Annotated in this window: 10 protein-coding genes; all 10 read right to left on the reverse strand. The window is 62.2% G+C overall.

The genetic code is table 11. From position 1 onward, the window contains the following. Positions 1-26: 26 nt before the first annotated feature. Complete coding sequence (locus C7S18_RS06995; RefSeq protein WP_106890881.1) at positions 27-3,464, reverse strand: CHAT domain-containing tetratricopeptide repeat protein; 3,438 nt, start codon at positions 3,462-3,464, stop codon at positions 27-29. A gap of 283 nt (positions 3,465-3,747) precedes the next feature. Next, entirely contained in the window at positions 3,748-5,484 is a 1,737-nt protein-coding gene (locus tag C7S18_RS07000; RefSeq protein ID WP_106890882.1) for a serine/threonine-protein kinase, read from the reverse strand. Next, the gene (locus tag C7S18_RS07005; RefSeq protein ID WP_170113155.1) at positions 5,471-6,058 is read right to left on the reverse strand and encodes an RNA polymerase sigma factor; all 588 of its coding nucleotides are present in this window, start codon (positions 6,056-6,058) and stop codon (positions 5,471-5,473) included. Before C7S18_RS07005 ends, C7S18_RS07000 begins: the two co-directional genes overlap by 14 nt. Before the next feature lie 168 nt (positions 6,059-6,226). Further along, positions 6,227-8,734, reverse strand: coding sequence for a serine/threonine-protein kinase (locus tag C7S18_RS07010; RefSeq protein ID WP_106890884.1), 2,508 nt, complete (start codon positions 8,732-8,734; stop codon positions 6,227-6,229). Positions 8,735-8,736: 2 nt separating this feature from the next. Continuing rightward, positions 8,737-9,279, reverse strand: coding sequence for an ECF-type sigma factor (locus C7S18_RS07015; RefSeq protein ID WP_170113156.1), 543 nt, complete (start codon positions 9,277-9,279; stop codon positions 8,737-8,739). 403 nt (positions 9,280-9,682) lie between these two features. Beyond that, positions 9,683-10,225 carry a DUF4199 domain-containing protein gene (locus C7S18_RS07025; RefSeq protein ID WP_106890887.1) on the reverse strand — a complete coding sequence of 181 codons (543 nt, stop codon included), beginning with the start codon at positions 10,223-10,225 and terminating at the stop codon, positions 9,683-9,685. Positions 10,226-10,402: 177 nt separating this feature from the next. Continuing rightward, positions 10,403-10,984: a helix-turn-helix transcriptional regulator gene (locus tag C7S18_RS07030; RefSeq protein WP_206207993.1), complete on the reverse strand. Its 582-nt coding sequence runs from the start codon at positions 10,982-10,984 to the stop codon at positions 10,403-10,405. A 43-nt stretch (positions 10,985-11,027) separates the two neighbouring features. Continuing rightward, positions 11,028-12,398: an MATE family efflux transporter gene (locus C7S18_RS07035; RefSeq protein WP_106890888.1), complete on the reverse strand. Its 1,371-nt coding sequence runs from the start codon at positions 12,396-12,398 to the stop codon at positions 11,028-11,030. A 141-nt stretch (positions 12,399-12,539) separates the two neighbouring features. After that, a complete protein-coding gene (locus C7S18_RS07040; protein WP_146151804.1) occupies positions 12,540-13,055 on the reverse strand; it encodes a TlpA family protein disulfide reductase in 516 nt (171 codons plus the stop codon). 2 nt (positions 13,056-13,057) lie between these two features. Next, positions 13,058-15,337 carry a protein-disulfide reductase DsbD family protein gene (locus C7S18_RS07045; RefSeq protein ID WP_106890890.1) on the reverse strand — a complete coding sequence of 760 codons (2,280 nt, stop codon included), beginning with the start codon at positions 15,335-15,337 and terminating at the stop codon, positions 13,058-13,060. Between the last annotated feature and the right edge of the window lie 54 nt (positions 15,338-15,391).

Consider the following 15,391-nt stretch of genomic DNA (forward strand, 5'->3'; position numbering starts at 1 on the left):
AGCGTGCACACGTCACTCTGGCGCGACTATTCGCCGTAAACCTGGAACGCCGCCCAGAAGAACGGATGCCGCGTGTCGCGCGCGGTACTCTGATTAGCCGGGGCCAAGCCGCCGACGCCGCGGCGTGCTTCGTTTGCCTCGCGCGCGGCCTCGCGGCTCTGTTGCATGGCCGTCTGCAACGCCTGGGCAGCGGACTGCCCGCGATCGCGCGCCGCGTAAAAATGATCCATCAGCGTTTCGGTCGATTGATCCGAAACCGGCCAGAGACTCGCGAGCGTGGCCTTGGTGCCGGCGAAGGCAAAGGCGCGCGAGAACCCGATCAAGCCTTCGCCCGCGAGTTCCTTGCCAAGCCCGGTGTCACACGCCGACAACACGACGAGATCGGCGTCCAATTGCAGGTCGGTCATGATTTCATGAACGCGCAAAAAGCCGTCATCCTGGCTCGATCCCGGGGCCTTTTGGTAGAGGACCAGCGACGAGTCGAGCACATGTTCGGGGTCAAGCAGCGCATGCACGGCAAAATGCAGTTGCCGCGATTTCGGCGCCAACGCCCGCACCCGCGCTTCGCTTGCGTCGCTGCCCAGCAACACTTCGGCGCTGCGCTGATAGCGTTCGGCCAACAGTTGCACCTCGCGCCGCGCAGCCGGCAACGGACGCAGACTGGTGGCGCCGCTGCGGCGAAGTTCGGCGGTCAGCGCGGCGCTCGGTTCGGCTTGGTCCGGATCGATCGGATCGCCAACGGCCAGCAATTGAATGCCCGTTGCGTCGTCAGGTTGGTCGCGCGATTCCGGCCGGGCACTCAACGCATCGACGATCGTGATCGCGTACTGATCGACCCAATAGCGCTGCTGGCGGGCGTCCCAGATGGCCGCAAACGGCAGGTTATGGAGCGCGCCATCCGGTGAAATCGACAGCGTCTTGGCCCCGCGCAGCGCGGGCATGACGGGCGCAAACAGCTGGTCGCGAAGGCGGTCAGTCTGGAGCTGCCAGTCGCTTGTTCGGCTGGGATCGTTGAGCAACTGCCGAAGCGCCGTGATCTGCGCCGAGAGCGCCGCCGCCTGCATCGGCAGGCGCGCGGCCATCACGGTGCCGTCTGAACGCAGTACCAAGACGGCGCTGCCTTCGGCCCCGATCGCGAACGCGACATAGGCCTCATCGGGATGCAAGCGTGCACTGAGCTCGCTCAGGTTGCGCGCCGACAGCGAGGGCAGGGCGCGTTCAAGGCGCTGCCGCAGCTGTTGCCGGTCTTGCTTCAACTGCGCGACTTGTTGTCGCGCCAAATCCTTTTGCGCAGCATCCAGATTCGGATCATTGGCGCGCGTCAACGCCTCTTGCTCACCTGCCAGGTTGATGGCCAGCGCATCGAGCGCCGCGCGCTCCTTGGGATCGCGCAGCTGCAGTTGGCGCATCTCCAGCGCCGCGCGAAAGCCACGAGCGCGGCCGCGCTCCAGCGCCTCCAAGGCCGGTCCGGCGGCGCCGAGTTCGATGTTTGCAAACACGCAATCGCGATAAATCTCGGCGAAAATCGCGCGAAAGCGGGCTTGATCCAAACTGTCGCCACCCACTTTCAGACTGGCGTCATCCAGCATGTTGCTTGCCTGGCAGTAAAACTCGCGGGCGCGCTTTGGCTGCTCTCTGGCCTCAGCCAGCGTGCCGAGGCTATGCACGGTTTCAGCGTGCTGCGCCGAATTCGGCACGTCGCGACGACGTATCGCCAAGGCTTCAGCCAACAGTTGCTCGGCCACATCGAAACGCTTCTCGGTGATCGCAAGCATGCCGGCACCTTGCAATCCGCGGCTCATCGACAACGAGCCAATAGTCTCGGCGCGGTAAAGGGCAATGGCGCGATCAAAACTCTGCCGAGCGTCCTTCAGGTCGCCGCGCGCGAGCGCTTCCATGCCACGCTCGGTCAGGGGATCGGCGAGCATCAGGTTGTCTTGCGGCAGCGCTTCCAGAATGGCAAAGGCGTTCTTCCAGGCCGAAGTGGCGCCGGCGGCATTGCCGAGTCGGCTCCGGAACAGGGCCTGTTTAATCAGGCAGAGTGCGGTGTCGTAGGCATTGGGGTTGATGCGCTGATTGATCGCCACGGCTTCATCAATCGTCGCGAGCGCGCCCTCATCATCGCCGCGCGCGAACTGCACTTCGGCGTAGTTGCTGAGAAACAACGCGTACATCGCGCCCTTGTCGTTTTTGGCCATCAGCGCGTTTGCAGCCCGCATTTCTTGCTCGGCCGCAGCCAGATCGCCGGATTGCAACAAGGTCCAGCCCAGATTGTGACGCGCATTAGCAATCTCGACCGATTCGTCAGTTGTGGGATACAACGCAATCGCTTCTCGAAACCAGCGCCCCGCTTGGTGGAAATCGCCGACGTACGCAGCGATCACCCCGAGCCCGTTCAGAAACGGCCCTTGCTCACGCGCGGGCACGCCGGCTGATTGCACAAGTTTCAAGGCTTCTTGCAGCTCGGCTCCGGCTTCTTTGATCCGACCCAGCATTCGGAGGCTGCGCGCATGCATGCGCAATCTCGGCGCCAACGCCATTGCCGGTTCGTTGAGCTTGCGGGCAATCTCGACCCCTTCGCGGTAGGCGGCCTCGGATTCGACGGACAAGTTGCCGTTCCCGAGCACGTCACCGTAGAAATTCAGGATGACGCCAAGGTCGGAACACCCATCGCAATGCTTGCGCGCCTTCGCGACGGCCGCCTCGATACGTGCCCGACCGCCCTTGAAGTCGGAGAAGCTTTCGATCTGGCCGAGGTTTGCTGAGAAACGCGCGTGGATGAGCGTGTCGGGCGCGAGTTCGTCGAGAGCTGCGATGCTCGCTTGCTGGATTTTCTGCCCTTCGCGCCAATTGCCCGCGAACGACGCGCAGTGCGACGCCTCCTCGCTGTAATGGATTCTCAGCATGGCGCGCGTCGTGCTGACTTGCGCTTCCGTCACACGTTCTTGGCAGCGTTTGAAGTCGTAGGCGCCGCGCGCGCTCCGAATGGCCCGCCAATGCACCAATGGCATCTGAGATGGTGTGGCGAGGCGCGTCGCGGCGTCGTGCAACGACTTGGCTTCCGTCCAGTTCTTCTCGGCGATTGCCAGCTGCCAGCGATCGTCGATGGTTTCGAGTTCGGTCGCTTCTGGTTGGCTGCGGACCTGGATGTCCTGCTTACCGTCAACGAGCTCTAAATCAAGCAAGGTCGCGCCACGGCGAACCTTGACGGTGATCGGCCCATACAGCAAATCGTCGAGCATCAATAATCGAAACGACACGGCATCGACGATGGGCTGCTCGACGTCGGTCGTGGCGTTCTGGGTGCGGTAGGTCAGCAGTTCATCACCAGGCTGAAACGGCACCGGCTGATCGACTGCGGTCGAACGCGTCGCTACCACGACGACCGACGCTTCGGCGCTGACCCCGACGCTTGCCAGCAGCAGCATGCGTAGCAAAGGCATCAGAGCAGTGCGTGGATTCATAGCCAAAGCGCCTTTATCGATAACCAGGTGACCCGAGTTCCGGCGTCAATCTGACGCATGCCGAGGGGCCGCATCGGCAGGATGCGGCCTGGATCATAGAGGGTCGGACAAACTCGGCACAGCCCTTGACTTTGGCAAACGCAAAGACGTGCCCGGCGAGTGCAACGCAAGTGGCGGGGTGTTCAGGTTGCCTTAGCCGCGAAGGTCTCCGAAGTCGCGATTGCAGCCGCGCCGGCCCGTCCCAACGGACTGGTGGCTAGCGGCGGCTGCTGGCCGAGATCGATCAGGGGTTCAGCAGTTCGAAGTGCTGGACACGGACGCGGGGATCGTTTTGACCCAACTCGCGAAGCCAGGTGCCGATCGGGAACTGGGAGTCGATGCTCTGTCGTTCGGACAGTCCGCCAACACCGCGCGTGAGCAGGGCGCTGGCGTAGAGGCTGCTGCGATCGATGGGGCGCCCAATGTCGGCCGTCGCAATGCCGGATGTAGCCGGATCGAGGGCTGCAATGGCATGGGGCGATACGAGCACATAGAAGCGTTCGCGGCTGCCGGTACTGGTCACCTGCCAGTCCCGCGCCTGTCCCGACACCTCGCCCGGCAAACGGATCGGACGTTTTGCGGGGAGTGGGTTGGCCAGCGCCGCACCGGGCAACGGAAACAGCTGATAAACACTGCCGGTGGCGTCTTCATTGAACACGTACACGTGGGCGGATTCGGCCAGTGCCAGTTGCAGTGACAGCGTGTCGCCAATCGTGATTTGATCGCCATCCACCAATTGAAACTCGACCCCGCCGGTGGACTTGGTCCAGCGCAAATCAGTCTGGATGGGTCCGTTCAGATCGTGCCAGTGTTGCACGAGCAGGATCGTCGCGAGGATTCCGGCCAGCAGGCCGAGCCCTACCCACCAGAATCGGCGGTTCGGGCGGCTTGCGGGAACGTTCTCAGTCGGACCATCCAAACGGTGGGTGACCTGCAGCGGCTGCACGGCCGGCAACGTGCGTCGGAGTTCTGCTGCCAACGCACCGGCGCTCTGATAGCGCTGGGCGCGCTTGGGATGCACGGCCCGCTCAATCACGCCGGCGAGTTCGACATTGAGGTCGGGTACCAGATCGAGCAAGTAGCGGCGACGCTGATCGCGGTGTGCGCTCTCCAGTTCCACCAGGGTGCGTGCATCAACCGGAAAGTGTCCGCTGATCATTTTGAACAGCAGCACCCCTAAACTGTAGAGGTCGTCCGGCGGCGTGTTCTGGCCGCCACCAACGAGCTCAGGCGCTAGATACAGCGGTGTTCCCGATACGGTGGCGCGCTCATGAATATTTCGCGCGCTGCCGAAGTCGACGAGAATGTGGCGCCCGTGGCGATCGCGCACCACGTTCTGGGCTTTGACATCACCATGCACGAGCCCAAGCTGGTGGATCGCGGCAAGGGCTGCGCAGAGTTCGAGCCCGATCAACACCGCTTCCGGCGCTGGCACGGTGGTGGTGCGGTCCAATCGGGTCGAGATGGATTCACCTTCGACCAAGTCGGACCAGAAACCGACTTGCGCGTCGACGATCTGGGCACCATGGATCTTCAGCACGCCCGGATGATTGACCTTGGCCATCTGCTGCGCCTCGTGCAGCAAGTCGTCGATCTGACCGCCATCCGGATTGCACAGCTTCAATGCCACGGTTCGTTGGAGCAGCGGGTCGAATGCGCGGTACACAATGCCGCTGCTGCCTCGGCCGATTTCGCCCAGGATCTTCAAGTGGGCGAATTGAGAACAGTGTTCGAGGTTTGGCTCGGCGACCGATTTCGGTGGCAACGGCGGCTCGGGGAGCATGTCCGCCGTGGTAGCCGTCGTGGATTCCAGTGATTGTTGAGCGGCGGTGAATTGCTTTGCCAGGTCGGCCAATGCGCGCAGTTGCTTCAGGGCTTCGGCGTCCAATTGCTGGGACAATGTGTCCCAATCGACCGGACGGCCGTCGGTGATGTCTTCGGCAACTTTCAGCAGCAGGCCGTCCTGGTCATCGATGGGCATTCATCAGCTCCGCCATTCGCATCAGCGCGCGGGCGATCTTCATGCGCGCTGCATTCGGGCTCGGGGCATCGATCAGTTTCGCGATCTCATCATGCGGCAGACCCAGCTCAATCCGCAGAATGACCGCTTCGCGCTGGTCGGGCTCCAAACTGTTCAGGGCCTGCTCGTAGGCCTGCAGGGTCTCGATATTGACCGCGCGCTCCAAAGGCAACGGATCACTTTCGACCACTTCGGCCGTGATTTCGTCGTGCACAGGGCGGCGCGCGGTGCGCCGAATTTCGTCTTTCAGGATGTTGCTCATGATTTGGCGCAGGTAGGCGAAGAACGCTCCGGGTCCTTGCACCTCAAACGCCGGCAGTGCCTGAAACGCACGCAGCAGCGTCAACTGCACCAAGTCGGCAGTCTCGTTCAGATCGCGGGCCGGATTGGGCAAGCGGCCGTGTGCCCAGCGGGTCAGCAGTGGCAAGTACCGCCGGATCAGGCGATCGCGAGCCTCGGCATCGCCACCCCGAATGCGTTCGACCAGCTGATGCGTGGTTTCCAGCACCGCGGCATTTCGGGCGATCGCAGTCATCGGCTCACTCCTGAGTGGTTTCATACCATTATGCCGTGTGACGATAGCCCGGGCACGGGGGCTTTTCCGTCGAATGCGGCCATATCATCAAACGCCGATACCCAAAGAACCGCATGCACGACTTGCTGGCAGACAGAACGTTTCAAGGTCGCGTGCGGGCCAGGGCGGTCATCGGCCACCTGACTCCCGTTGCAAAGCGTTGCTGAGCATCCGGTCGGGCGCCTTCAAGGTGTTCGCCCGGTCGCGTAGCGCTTGCCGATCGGCCGAAGGCCCGCCGTCCAGCCAGTCGAGCAACACACGCAAACTGGTGTCGGCCGCCAGGGCTTGCCGGCAGCTTTGCATCGCGGCGTCGGGTCGTCGCGGGGCGATATCGGGCAGTTGCAAGGCATAAGCAAGCCAACGCGCCCGGCAATCGCGCTCACCGTTTTGGAACGGCGTCATCGGGTTGTCAGCCAGCACGCGCTGCAATGCGACTTTGGCCACGCGGTGATCGCCGTTCAGCCACAGCGTTTCTGCCAACAACAGATCGGCGTACCGGCTTTCAGGGTGTTCCGGGCCGGACCAGGTTTGGTAGATCGCTGCCGATTGTTGGAGCTGCTCGATGGCCGGCGTGGCCTCACCCAACTGGCGCAGCGCCATACCGAGCCCGAGGCGCGGCAGCGCCGCCTCGCGATGGTCGGCACCAAAGGTGCGGTCGCCAACGTTTACCGCCTCCCGGTAGTGGGTGACGGCGTCGTCCAGCAAACCGATGCGTGCCTCAATAGCCGCGAGGTTGTTGAGGTTCGTAACCAGTCCTGCTTGTCGGCCAGGGCCCATCTGGCGCTCCATCGCGACAATTCGAAGAAACGCATCGCGGGATTGGGTCAGCTCACCAGACAAATACGCGGCGGTGGCCAACAATGCCTCGGCTCCGATGAGGGCCTCCGGCTCCGAATCGGCCAAGGGCAGCAGCAAGTCGCGCGCCTTGGCAATCACGGGCTTGGCAGCGTCGAGCCGATCCGTGTTCATCAGCGCCATGGCGCGTTGCTTCAGAATGTTGGCGCGCAGCACCGGTTCGCCGGGAACCTGCTCGAGCGCACGGTCCGCGGCATCCAGCGCGGTCAACGCCGCCGACCAGTCGGCCCGGAATGACCGCACTTTCGCCAGCGCGGCATACGCTTCGGCGGCCAGCTTGTGGTCTTCATTCAGTGCGGGATTTTGCGCAATCAGTTCCTCGAGCAGCGCTTCAGCCCGTTCAAGCTGGCCCAGCGCGCGCCATGTGTCCGCCAACGACACGGTGAGCCGTGCTTGGAGCAGCGGGTCGTCGTTCGTTTCCTCATGCAGTTTCTGTTGCCCGCGTTCCAGCAAGTCGGCGACGGTTGGCGTTTGCCCAGCGGAGTGACGCGGTTGTGCGGACTCAAACAAGCTACTGAGAAAACCTGCCATGCGCTCGGCCCGCGCTGCCTGGTGACGCGCCAGATCGCGCTCGCGTCTGGCCTCGGCCCGCTGCTGAAACGCGATGACCGCACTGATGAACAGACCGCTCAGCGCCAACAATGTACCCAGACTGATCCACGGATGTCGGCGTATCTGCCGAAGCCCCAAAGCCCACCAGCCCGGGCGCCGGCTGAGTACCGGCTGATCCAACAGGATGCGATCCAGTTCTTCGGCAAAGTCCATCGCGCTCCGAAAACGCCGTTCGGTCTGCCGATCCAAGGCTCGTTGCAGGACTGCGTCGAGATCGCGCAGGCCTGAGCTGCCAAGGGCCTCTGTCAGCGACGCCGCAGCGGTTCGGCGGGAGAGCGGAATCGGTTGGCCGGTCAACACGCGTTCGGCCAGTTGGTGTCGCTCGGATTCGTCGGTCAGAAACGGGTGCGCATCGGTCAACAGCTCGTACAGTACGATGGCGAGGGCAAACAAATCGGTCCCAATGCCGATCGGCTCGCCACTGATCTGCTCGGGCGCCGCATACCGCAGCGTAAAATAGCGGGCAGCGGTCGCCTGAAAATCGGAATCCTCACCATCCAGGAGCTTGGCGATACCGAAATCCAGCACCTTGACCCGGCCAGATGCATCGACGATCAAGTTCGAAGGCTTGAGATCGCGATGCAGGACCAGTTGGCTGTGCGCATGGGCAATCGCATGCAGTGTTTCGATCATCAGACCAATGCGCGCGCGCACCGATGCGTGCTGCTGGTCGCACCAGGCATCGATCAACGCGCCGGCCACATACTCCATGACCAAATAGGCGCGACCTTGATCATCGTTGCCCGCATCGATCAATCGGGCGATCCCAGGCGCATTGAGCCGGGCCAGTGCGGCGCGTTCTTTCGCAAACAAGTTGCCAGCGCTTTGCTCGTTCAAGAACTTGATCGCCACCTGGCCGTCGAACAATCCATCGTGGCGTCGGGCCAGGAACACGCGACCCATACCGCCCATGCCCAGCACACGCTCGATCTGCCAGGGGCCGATCTGTTTGCCGACATAACTACTGGCCAGTACTGGCAAGACGAGTTGGTCGGGATGATCGAGCCGCAATTCCAGGACACGCGCATCGGAGTTCAGCATGTCGGTCAGAAGTTGCTTCTGGGTTGAATCAAGCGCCAATGATTCGAGTTTTTGCCGAGCTTCGACCGCATCGAGTTCGGCCAACAGATCGAAAGCCTCGCGGACCATCTGGAAGCGTTTCGGATCCATCGCTACTCGAACTTCAGCCGTGTGCCGAGGAACGCGCGCGCCGCCCTCAGGTCGCGTTTGACCGTGGGTTCGGACACGCCAAGATGTGCAGCCGTTTCCTCGGTGCTGAGGCCGCCGAACAAGCGCAACTCGAGGACGCGTTCCAGCCTTGGGTCCATGTCACGCAACGTGCTCAATGCCTCGTCCAGCGCCAGCAAATCAGCGAGATCGAGTTCGCTGCTCGGTTCGCGTTCGGCATGTTCAAAGCTGATGCGTTGTTGATCGCCGCCGCGGCGCTCAGCGAGCAGTTCGCGGGCACGATCGATCAATACGTGCCGCATGACTCGGGCCATCGCCGCCAGAAAATGACTGCGGCTCTGCCATTCCTGCGGATACTCCGACAGCTTGAGCCACGCCTCGTTGACCAAGGCCGTAGCGTTCAGCGTGGCCGATGCGCGGTGGCCGGCGATTTGACGCTGCGCGAGCGCGCGCAAGCGCGCGTACACCTCCGGCGCCAGATCGCCGTCGCGATCATTAAGTCGGGCAGTGATGTCGGATTCGTCCATGGGGGCCTGGCTCCAGCGCGTACGGCCCATTCAGCATAACGCATGATCCCGCTTGCCCTCGAATTCCGTACTCTGGTCCAGACCCCTTCCAGATAAGTGCAGAATGCAATCGTCGTGACGCTGATTCAATCGAGTTGCCGATGCTTGGGAGCCGCGATCTTGCCGCTGAGCTGCGGATGGTCGACAGCGGCTGTAGCTGCGACGCAAGAAGGATTTCCTGATCCGCGGTTCGGCGCCAAAGGTCGGGTCAAAGTGGCCGCATCAGGCGGCGATGGCGCCAACATGTTTGTGCTCGATCTATGGCATGAGCGTCACGGTCGCTTTGGGTAACTCGAACCCGATCGCAAGTCCGATTGCAAACGGACTCGCGATCGCGGCTCATGTCTGCATGGTGGGCGCCGGATCAAGCACTGGCCGGACGCGCCGGCATGAACCCAGGTCGACGGATCAGGATCGCGCAGATCAGCGACACGAGAATCCCAATGGGCAGAATCTCAGTCAACGTCATCATGAAGCGGAACCAGGGCTTTGCGTACATCTTGGCAAACTCCGCCATTTCGGCCGCTTTCTGGGCCAATACTTCTGGACTCGCCCCGCGCGCCTGTTCCTGTGCCAGCACCGCCTTGGTATAACTTTCCATGAAGTTCATATCGGTGCTCATCGTGATCACTTCCCAGGTGATCGAGTAGATCAGGCTGGCAACGATTGTAATCGCGAGCCCCATTCCAAGGGCCGGCCAGAACCGGATGACGCCCCCCAAGTTCAGGTCGCGGTGGCGCTTGGTCGCAACAAAAATCAGGCTGAACGCGAGCAACATGGACGTGTAGCCAATGACCATGCCCCACGCCATGGGGAGGTCGTGACCCATCACCACTGTCATGAACCCCATTGGCAGGGCAACGATCACACCGGCCATCAGGCCGTATTTCAGAATCAGGTTCTTCACGACAGGGTCTCCCTTTGAATTGGCCAAGTATGCGGCTCGGCAATCAGGCCCGATCGGCCCTGCGGCAACAATCGCCCAAATGGGTGATTTCAGTCAAATCAGCAGGTTGGCTGACGTCAGTCGGGCCGGATCAGGATGCGGGCAGGGTGGTCCGTGGGGCCCATTCGGGCAATCAAACTACGGGAGAATGCGGAGGCCGCGGGCACGATTGACCGCTTCGGTCCGATTCCCAGCGTCAAGTTTCTCGAACAGTCGTGAGACGTGGGTCTTGACCGTGTTCGGCGAAATGTCCAACTGGCGTGCGATCTCCTTGTTCGCAAGACCTTCGGCCAGCGCCTTCAGGACTTCCAACTCGCGGCCGCTGATGCCAAGACTCGCCTGCGCGGCCTCGTTACCCGGCTCGGCGCGCTCCGTCTTGGGGGCCTTGCGCTGCACGAGCCACATCCCCGCCCAAATACCGACCGCGAGAAACCCCAACGCGAGCAAGCCCAGGTAGATTTCGCTCGGGTACATCCGCGCGCGGAACGCATAGTCAAGCGTGTTCAGCACCGTGACGCCCAAGGCCAGGGCGAGGCCATAAATCAGCAGGGTCAGCCATTCCGGAGCTTGGCGAAGCCATTGTTGGCGCAGTGACTTGACCCTCGCGCTGAGCGGCAGCCGGCGCGGCGCCGATTGATTCCGCTGCGGGGTTGGTGCCACGGGCGTTGCCTCGGATGCGGGCGGCGCGGTCAACGGGTTGGGGTTCGGGTCGGAAGCCATGCACCATTGTCGGCAGCGCGACCGCAGGTGGCAAGTTGCCGGCTCAGACTGACGGCATTGCTGTAGCGCCGGACCCGGGCGGTACGAGACGGCGTCGGAATTCGCGGCGCAAAAGGAGCAGGGCAATGAACAACTGAATCAGTTGCGTGCCGACCGACAACCACCAGAGATGGGTCAACCGAAACCACGATTGGCCGACCATCCAAACCGCAGGCCCAACAAACAGGATGAGGCGCGATGCCGAAGCAAGCATGGATGGGACGGTGTTCCCAAGTGCCTGAAACATGCCGCCGACCACCAGGATCAAACCCGCTGCGACAAAGTTGTAGGACAGCACGGCGAGCATGCCCGCGCCGACGGTGATAACGGCAGGATCTTGGGAAAACGGTGTGAACAGCGAGTCCGGCAACACATGACAAGCCAACACAAACAGAAGCATCAGGATGCTGACCCAAAGCGCGCCCGCCTTGAATGTGGCGCGAACCCGTTCGAGTTTTCCAGCACCAAAGTTCTGTCCCGCAATCGGTCCGACTGAAAACGCCACCGCTAAAGCCGGCAAGAAGCCTGCTTGCATGATCCGCATGCCGAGACCGAATCCAGCCTGGGCATGCGCGCCGAAATCACGGATCAGGTAGTAGATGACCAGGGAATAGACACTGATGAGCAGAAACTCGGCACCGCTGGGCAGGCCGATGGATAACAGTTTGCGCCACAACGCCCAATCCGGAATGCTGTGCGCCCAATTGAAATCGAGCACATCGTGGCGTTTCCGCACGAACACAAGCAGCAGCAGGCCAGCGAATAGCACAGATAGGAAGGTCGCCAGTCCGGCACCGGCAACGCCCATCGGCTTGCCTGTGCCCCAGCCTGCGATCAGCACGGGGGCCAGGACGGTGTTCATGATCAGTGACACCACCTGCACCAGCATGGGACCCTTGACTTCGCCCGCGCCCCGAAGCGCCGCGGCCATGGCCACAATCAGAAACTGCAGCCCCAAAGCCGGCACAAACCAGTTCAAATAGGCGACTGCGGCGGCGGCGGTCTCGGCATCGGCAGCGAAGCGCTCTGCAAACGCATGCCGACCAAGCATCAGCACGGTCACAAACACAGCGCCCGTCAGCACCGCCAGCACCTGCGTTTGATTGAACAGCCGGTTGGCCAAGGCAAAATCCTTGCTACCAAACGCTCGTGCAATCAGGCTGGTGGCCCCCACGGTCAGCGCTTGTGTCAGCGCGACTGTGATCATCATCAGATTGCCGATCAGGCTGACTGCAGCGACTGCGGCCGTGCCCACGCCCGCAACAAAGTAGAGGTCGACCAAGTAGTAAAGCGTCTGAAACACCATCCCGACCAGCATGGTGCTGGCCATGCGAGCGATCTGGTGATGCAACGAGCCTTGCGTCAAATCCGCCATGTGTTCACTCCGGGTAGGTCGGCACGGTATTGCGAGGTACCGCGGCAGGCAATCAACAGAAGATCGGGCAGATCGACGCTCAGAACAGTGTCGCCGGTATCGCGAATTGAGACATCCGCCGCTCGGACCACCAGTCCGCAATCAATCGTCTACAAATCCGGGAATCTCTTCCGGATGCAACTGGCCGAGCTTGACTCGCACAATGCGGCCCTCGGCGTCGAGCAGCGCGCTGTAAGGCAGAGCGCCAGACTGATTGCCGAAAGCCAATGCCGGATTGCTCTGATCTTGGTCGGCAAGCCAGATGGGATACCGAACAGGATGCGCTGCCAAGAAGGGAGGCACCGCCTCCGGCAAGTCTACCGCAATGCCGACCACCGCCATGTCGTCACTCAATGCATCGAGCAGCGGCAATTCCTCGACACACGGCGGGCACCACGTGGCCCAGAAGTTGACGAGGACCGTTTTGCCGCGGAACGACGTCAGCGAGACCGTGTTGCCGTGGAGGTCGGTAAGCTTGAGGTCGGGGGCCACCCGACCGACCAGTGCTTCCTGACCCTGAGTCATTTGGTTCATTCGCACCGAGCGGCCGAACCAGAAGCCGCCGACGCCCGCAGCGGTGGCAATCAACAGCACAAGAAGCGGCAACAGTCGCGACAAACTCACGGCTCCCCGCGGATGGTCCGATCCACGAGATCAGGCGTCAGAATCGCGGGCAGAACGACGCCATCCGACGAGCCTTTGGCATAGAAGACGTACAGTGGCACACCGACCGCGCCATGTTCTTTCAGGAAGGCGGTAATCGTCGGGTCTTCGTTGGTCCAGTCGCCCTTCAGATACACGGTGCCGGTGTCTGCCAGGGCTTGCTTGAAACGATCACCGCTGAGCGTGCTCCGCTCATTGACCTTGCAGCTCACGCACCAGTCGGCCGTCATGTTGACGAACACCGGCGTTTGCGCGCCGCGCAGTTGGGTCAGCAGTTCGGCAGAGTAGGGTTTAGCGAATTGCGACGTGTTCTGTGCGGGCGCGTCTGCGGGTAGGCGATGAATGGTCCACAATGCCCAGAGGCTGGCGGCGACCAAAAGCGCTGCAAGCAGATGCCGCGACCATTGCCGATCGGCAAAGCGGTTCTTCTCCCACCACCAGAGACCGGCCGTAAGGGCCAATGCACCAATGAGCCAGATGGCCATGGCATCCACGCCGCGCTGATGGCCAAGCACCCAGGCCAGCCACACCGCGGTGATGTAAAGCGGATACGCAAGCCACTGCTTCAGCGTGTCCATCCAGGCGCCTGGTTTTGGCAGCCGATGCGCGAGCGCCGGCACAAACCCGACGAGCAGGAAGGGCAGCGCCAGACCCAAGCCCAGTGCCAGAAACACGATCAAGGCCACCAATGGCGACTGATTGAACGCAAAGCTCAGTGCGCCGCCCATGAAGGGCGCAGTGCACGGACTCGCGACCACCACCGCCAGAACGCCCGTAAAGAAGTCGCCCTTGGCACCGCTTTGGTCGGCCAGATTGGACCCGATGTTGGCCAAGCCCGCGCCAATCAGGATGAGGCCCGACAGGCTCAAGCCCAAGGCCAGCATGACGTAGGCCATCAAACCCACAAAGATGGGCTGCTGTAGTTGGAACCCCCAGCCAAGCGCGGCACCGCCCGAACGCAAGGCAATCACGAGCAGGCCGACCACCGCAAACGAGCTCAGCACGCCCGCTGTGTACCAAAGCGCATGCGCTCGCGCTTTGGCGGGGGTTTCGCCACTGCTCGCCAGGCTGATGGCTTTGAGTGACAGTACCGGCAGAACGCAGGGCATCAGATTCAACACCAGACCGCCGAGCAAGGCCGCAAGCAGCGCCTGCCAGAAGGTCAGCGCGGGCAGGCTGCCAGCATTTGGTTCAGGCGTCTGAATACTTGTCGCCGTCGGGGCTTTGGCGGGCGCGGCTTCATCGGCGATCAGTTCCGCGACCTTGGTCAGTTCGCCCGCACTCGCGGCTGGGAACTCGACCTGCAGCGTGCGTTCCATGGGCGGATAGCAGATGCCGTCCTTGATGCAACCCTGATAGAAACCTTTCAATGCCACAACGGTGGGTGCACCATCGCGGCGCGCGAGGCGCAGCGGGACTTCCACCAGATCAAAGTATACCTGCACCGCGCCGAATTCGGGGTCCTGTATCGTCTGTGCCGCGGGCCAGAGGGGCGAACCCAAGGTGCCGACGTTTGGATCGACCAGCTCAAAGCGGCTGTGATCGCGATACAAGTAGTAGTTTGGCGGCATCGTAAAGCGCAGCAGAAACTCGGTGCTGCTTTCAGCGATTGCCTCGAACTGGAAGGCTTGGTCCTCAGGCAGTGGTAGCGCGTCCGTCGCGCCCAGTACCGATGTCGTCTGACCGAGACCGGCCAGAGGATTGCTGGACGCACCACCAGCGGTTGCGATACTCGTGTCGCCCAAGCCAGGGCTCGTACCCGGCAAAAACCCAGCGGGGTTCGCGGGCGCTTGTGCGGGCAACGCGACCGTCACGGTCCGGCGCTGCGGTGGATAGCAGATGCCGATGTCGGCACAGCCCTGGTAGCTGATTTTGAGACTGACCTCGGCCAAGGTTGGCGCGGCTTGGCCAATCACGGTCCCGGCCGCGTTGAGGCGATACGTCTCGACATGCCCGAAGAATTCGTCTTCTTTCGGGTCGCCATTTGGCCATTGCGCTTCAACAATCGAGAAGCCGGCTGGGTCAGCGGACTCAACCTTCATCCGCTCCCGGTACAGGTAATAGCTGGGCGCGATCTTGAAGGCGACTTCAATCTCGTCGCGATTCAGCGCGCGTGTGGAGAGTTGAAACGCCTCATCGACAGGCAATAGATCGCTCTCGCTGGCTGCATGAGCCAACATCGGTAGTGCCAGGCAAAGCCCGAGCAGGGCGGTCGGCAGTCGGCTCGTCCAGTTCATGTAAAGGCGTCCAGTAACTTGAGGTATTCGAACAGACCGGGATAGCGGCCCGTT

Source organism: Ahniella affigens (assembly GCF_003015185.1).
Classification (GTDB): domain Bacteria; phylum Pseudomonadota; class Gammaproteobacteria; order Xanthomonadales; family Ahniellaceae; genus Ahniella; species Ahniella affigens.

Excerpts from the sequence above, each read along its gene's own strand:
- C7S18_RS06995 (WP_106890881.1), bottom strand. The coding sequence starts at position 3,464 with ATGAATCCACGCACTGCTCTGATGCCTTTGCTACGCATGCTGCTGCTG.
- C7S18_RS07000 (WP_106890882.1), bottom strand. The coding sequence starts at position 5,484 with ATGCCCATCGATGACCAGGACGGCCTGCTGCTGAAAGTTGCCGAAGAC.
- C7S18_RS07005 (WP_170113155.1), bottom strand. The coding sequence starts at position 6,058 with ATGACTGCGATCGCCCGAAATGCCGCGGTGCTGGAAACCACGCATCAG.
- C7S18_RS07010 (WP_106890884.1), bottom strand. The coding sequence starts at position 8,734 with ATGGATCCGAAACGCTTCCAGATGGTCCGCGAGGCTTTCGATCTGTTG.
- C7S18_RS07015 (WP_170113156.1), bottom strand. The coding sequence starts at position 9,279 with ATGGACGAATCCGACATCACTGCCCGACTTAATGATCGCGACGGCGAT.
- C7S18_RS07030 (WP_206207993.1), bottom strand. The coding sequence starts at position 10,984 with ATGGCTTCCGACCCGAACCCCAACCCGTTGACCGCGCCGCCCGCATCC.
- C7S18_RS07035 (WP_106890888.1), bottom strand. The coding sequence starts at position 12,398 with ATGGCGGATTTGACGCAAGGCTCGTTGCATCACCAGATCGCTCGCATG.
- C7S18_RS07045 (WP_106890890.1), bottom strand. The coding sequence starts at position 15,337 with ATGAACTGGACGAGCCGACTGCCGACCGCCCTGCTCGGGCTTTGCCTG.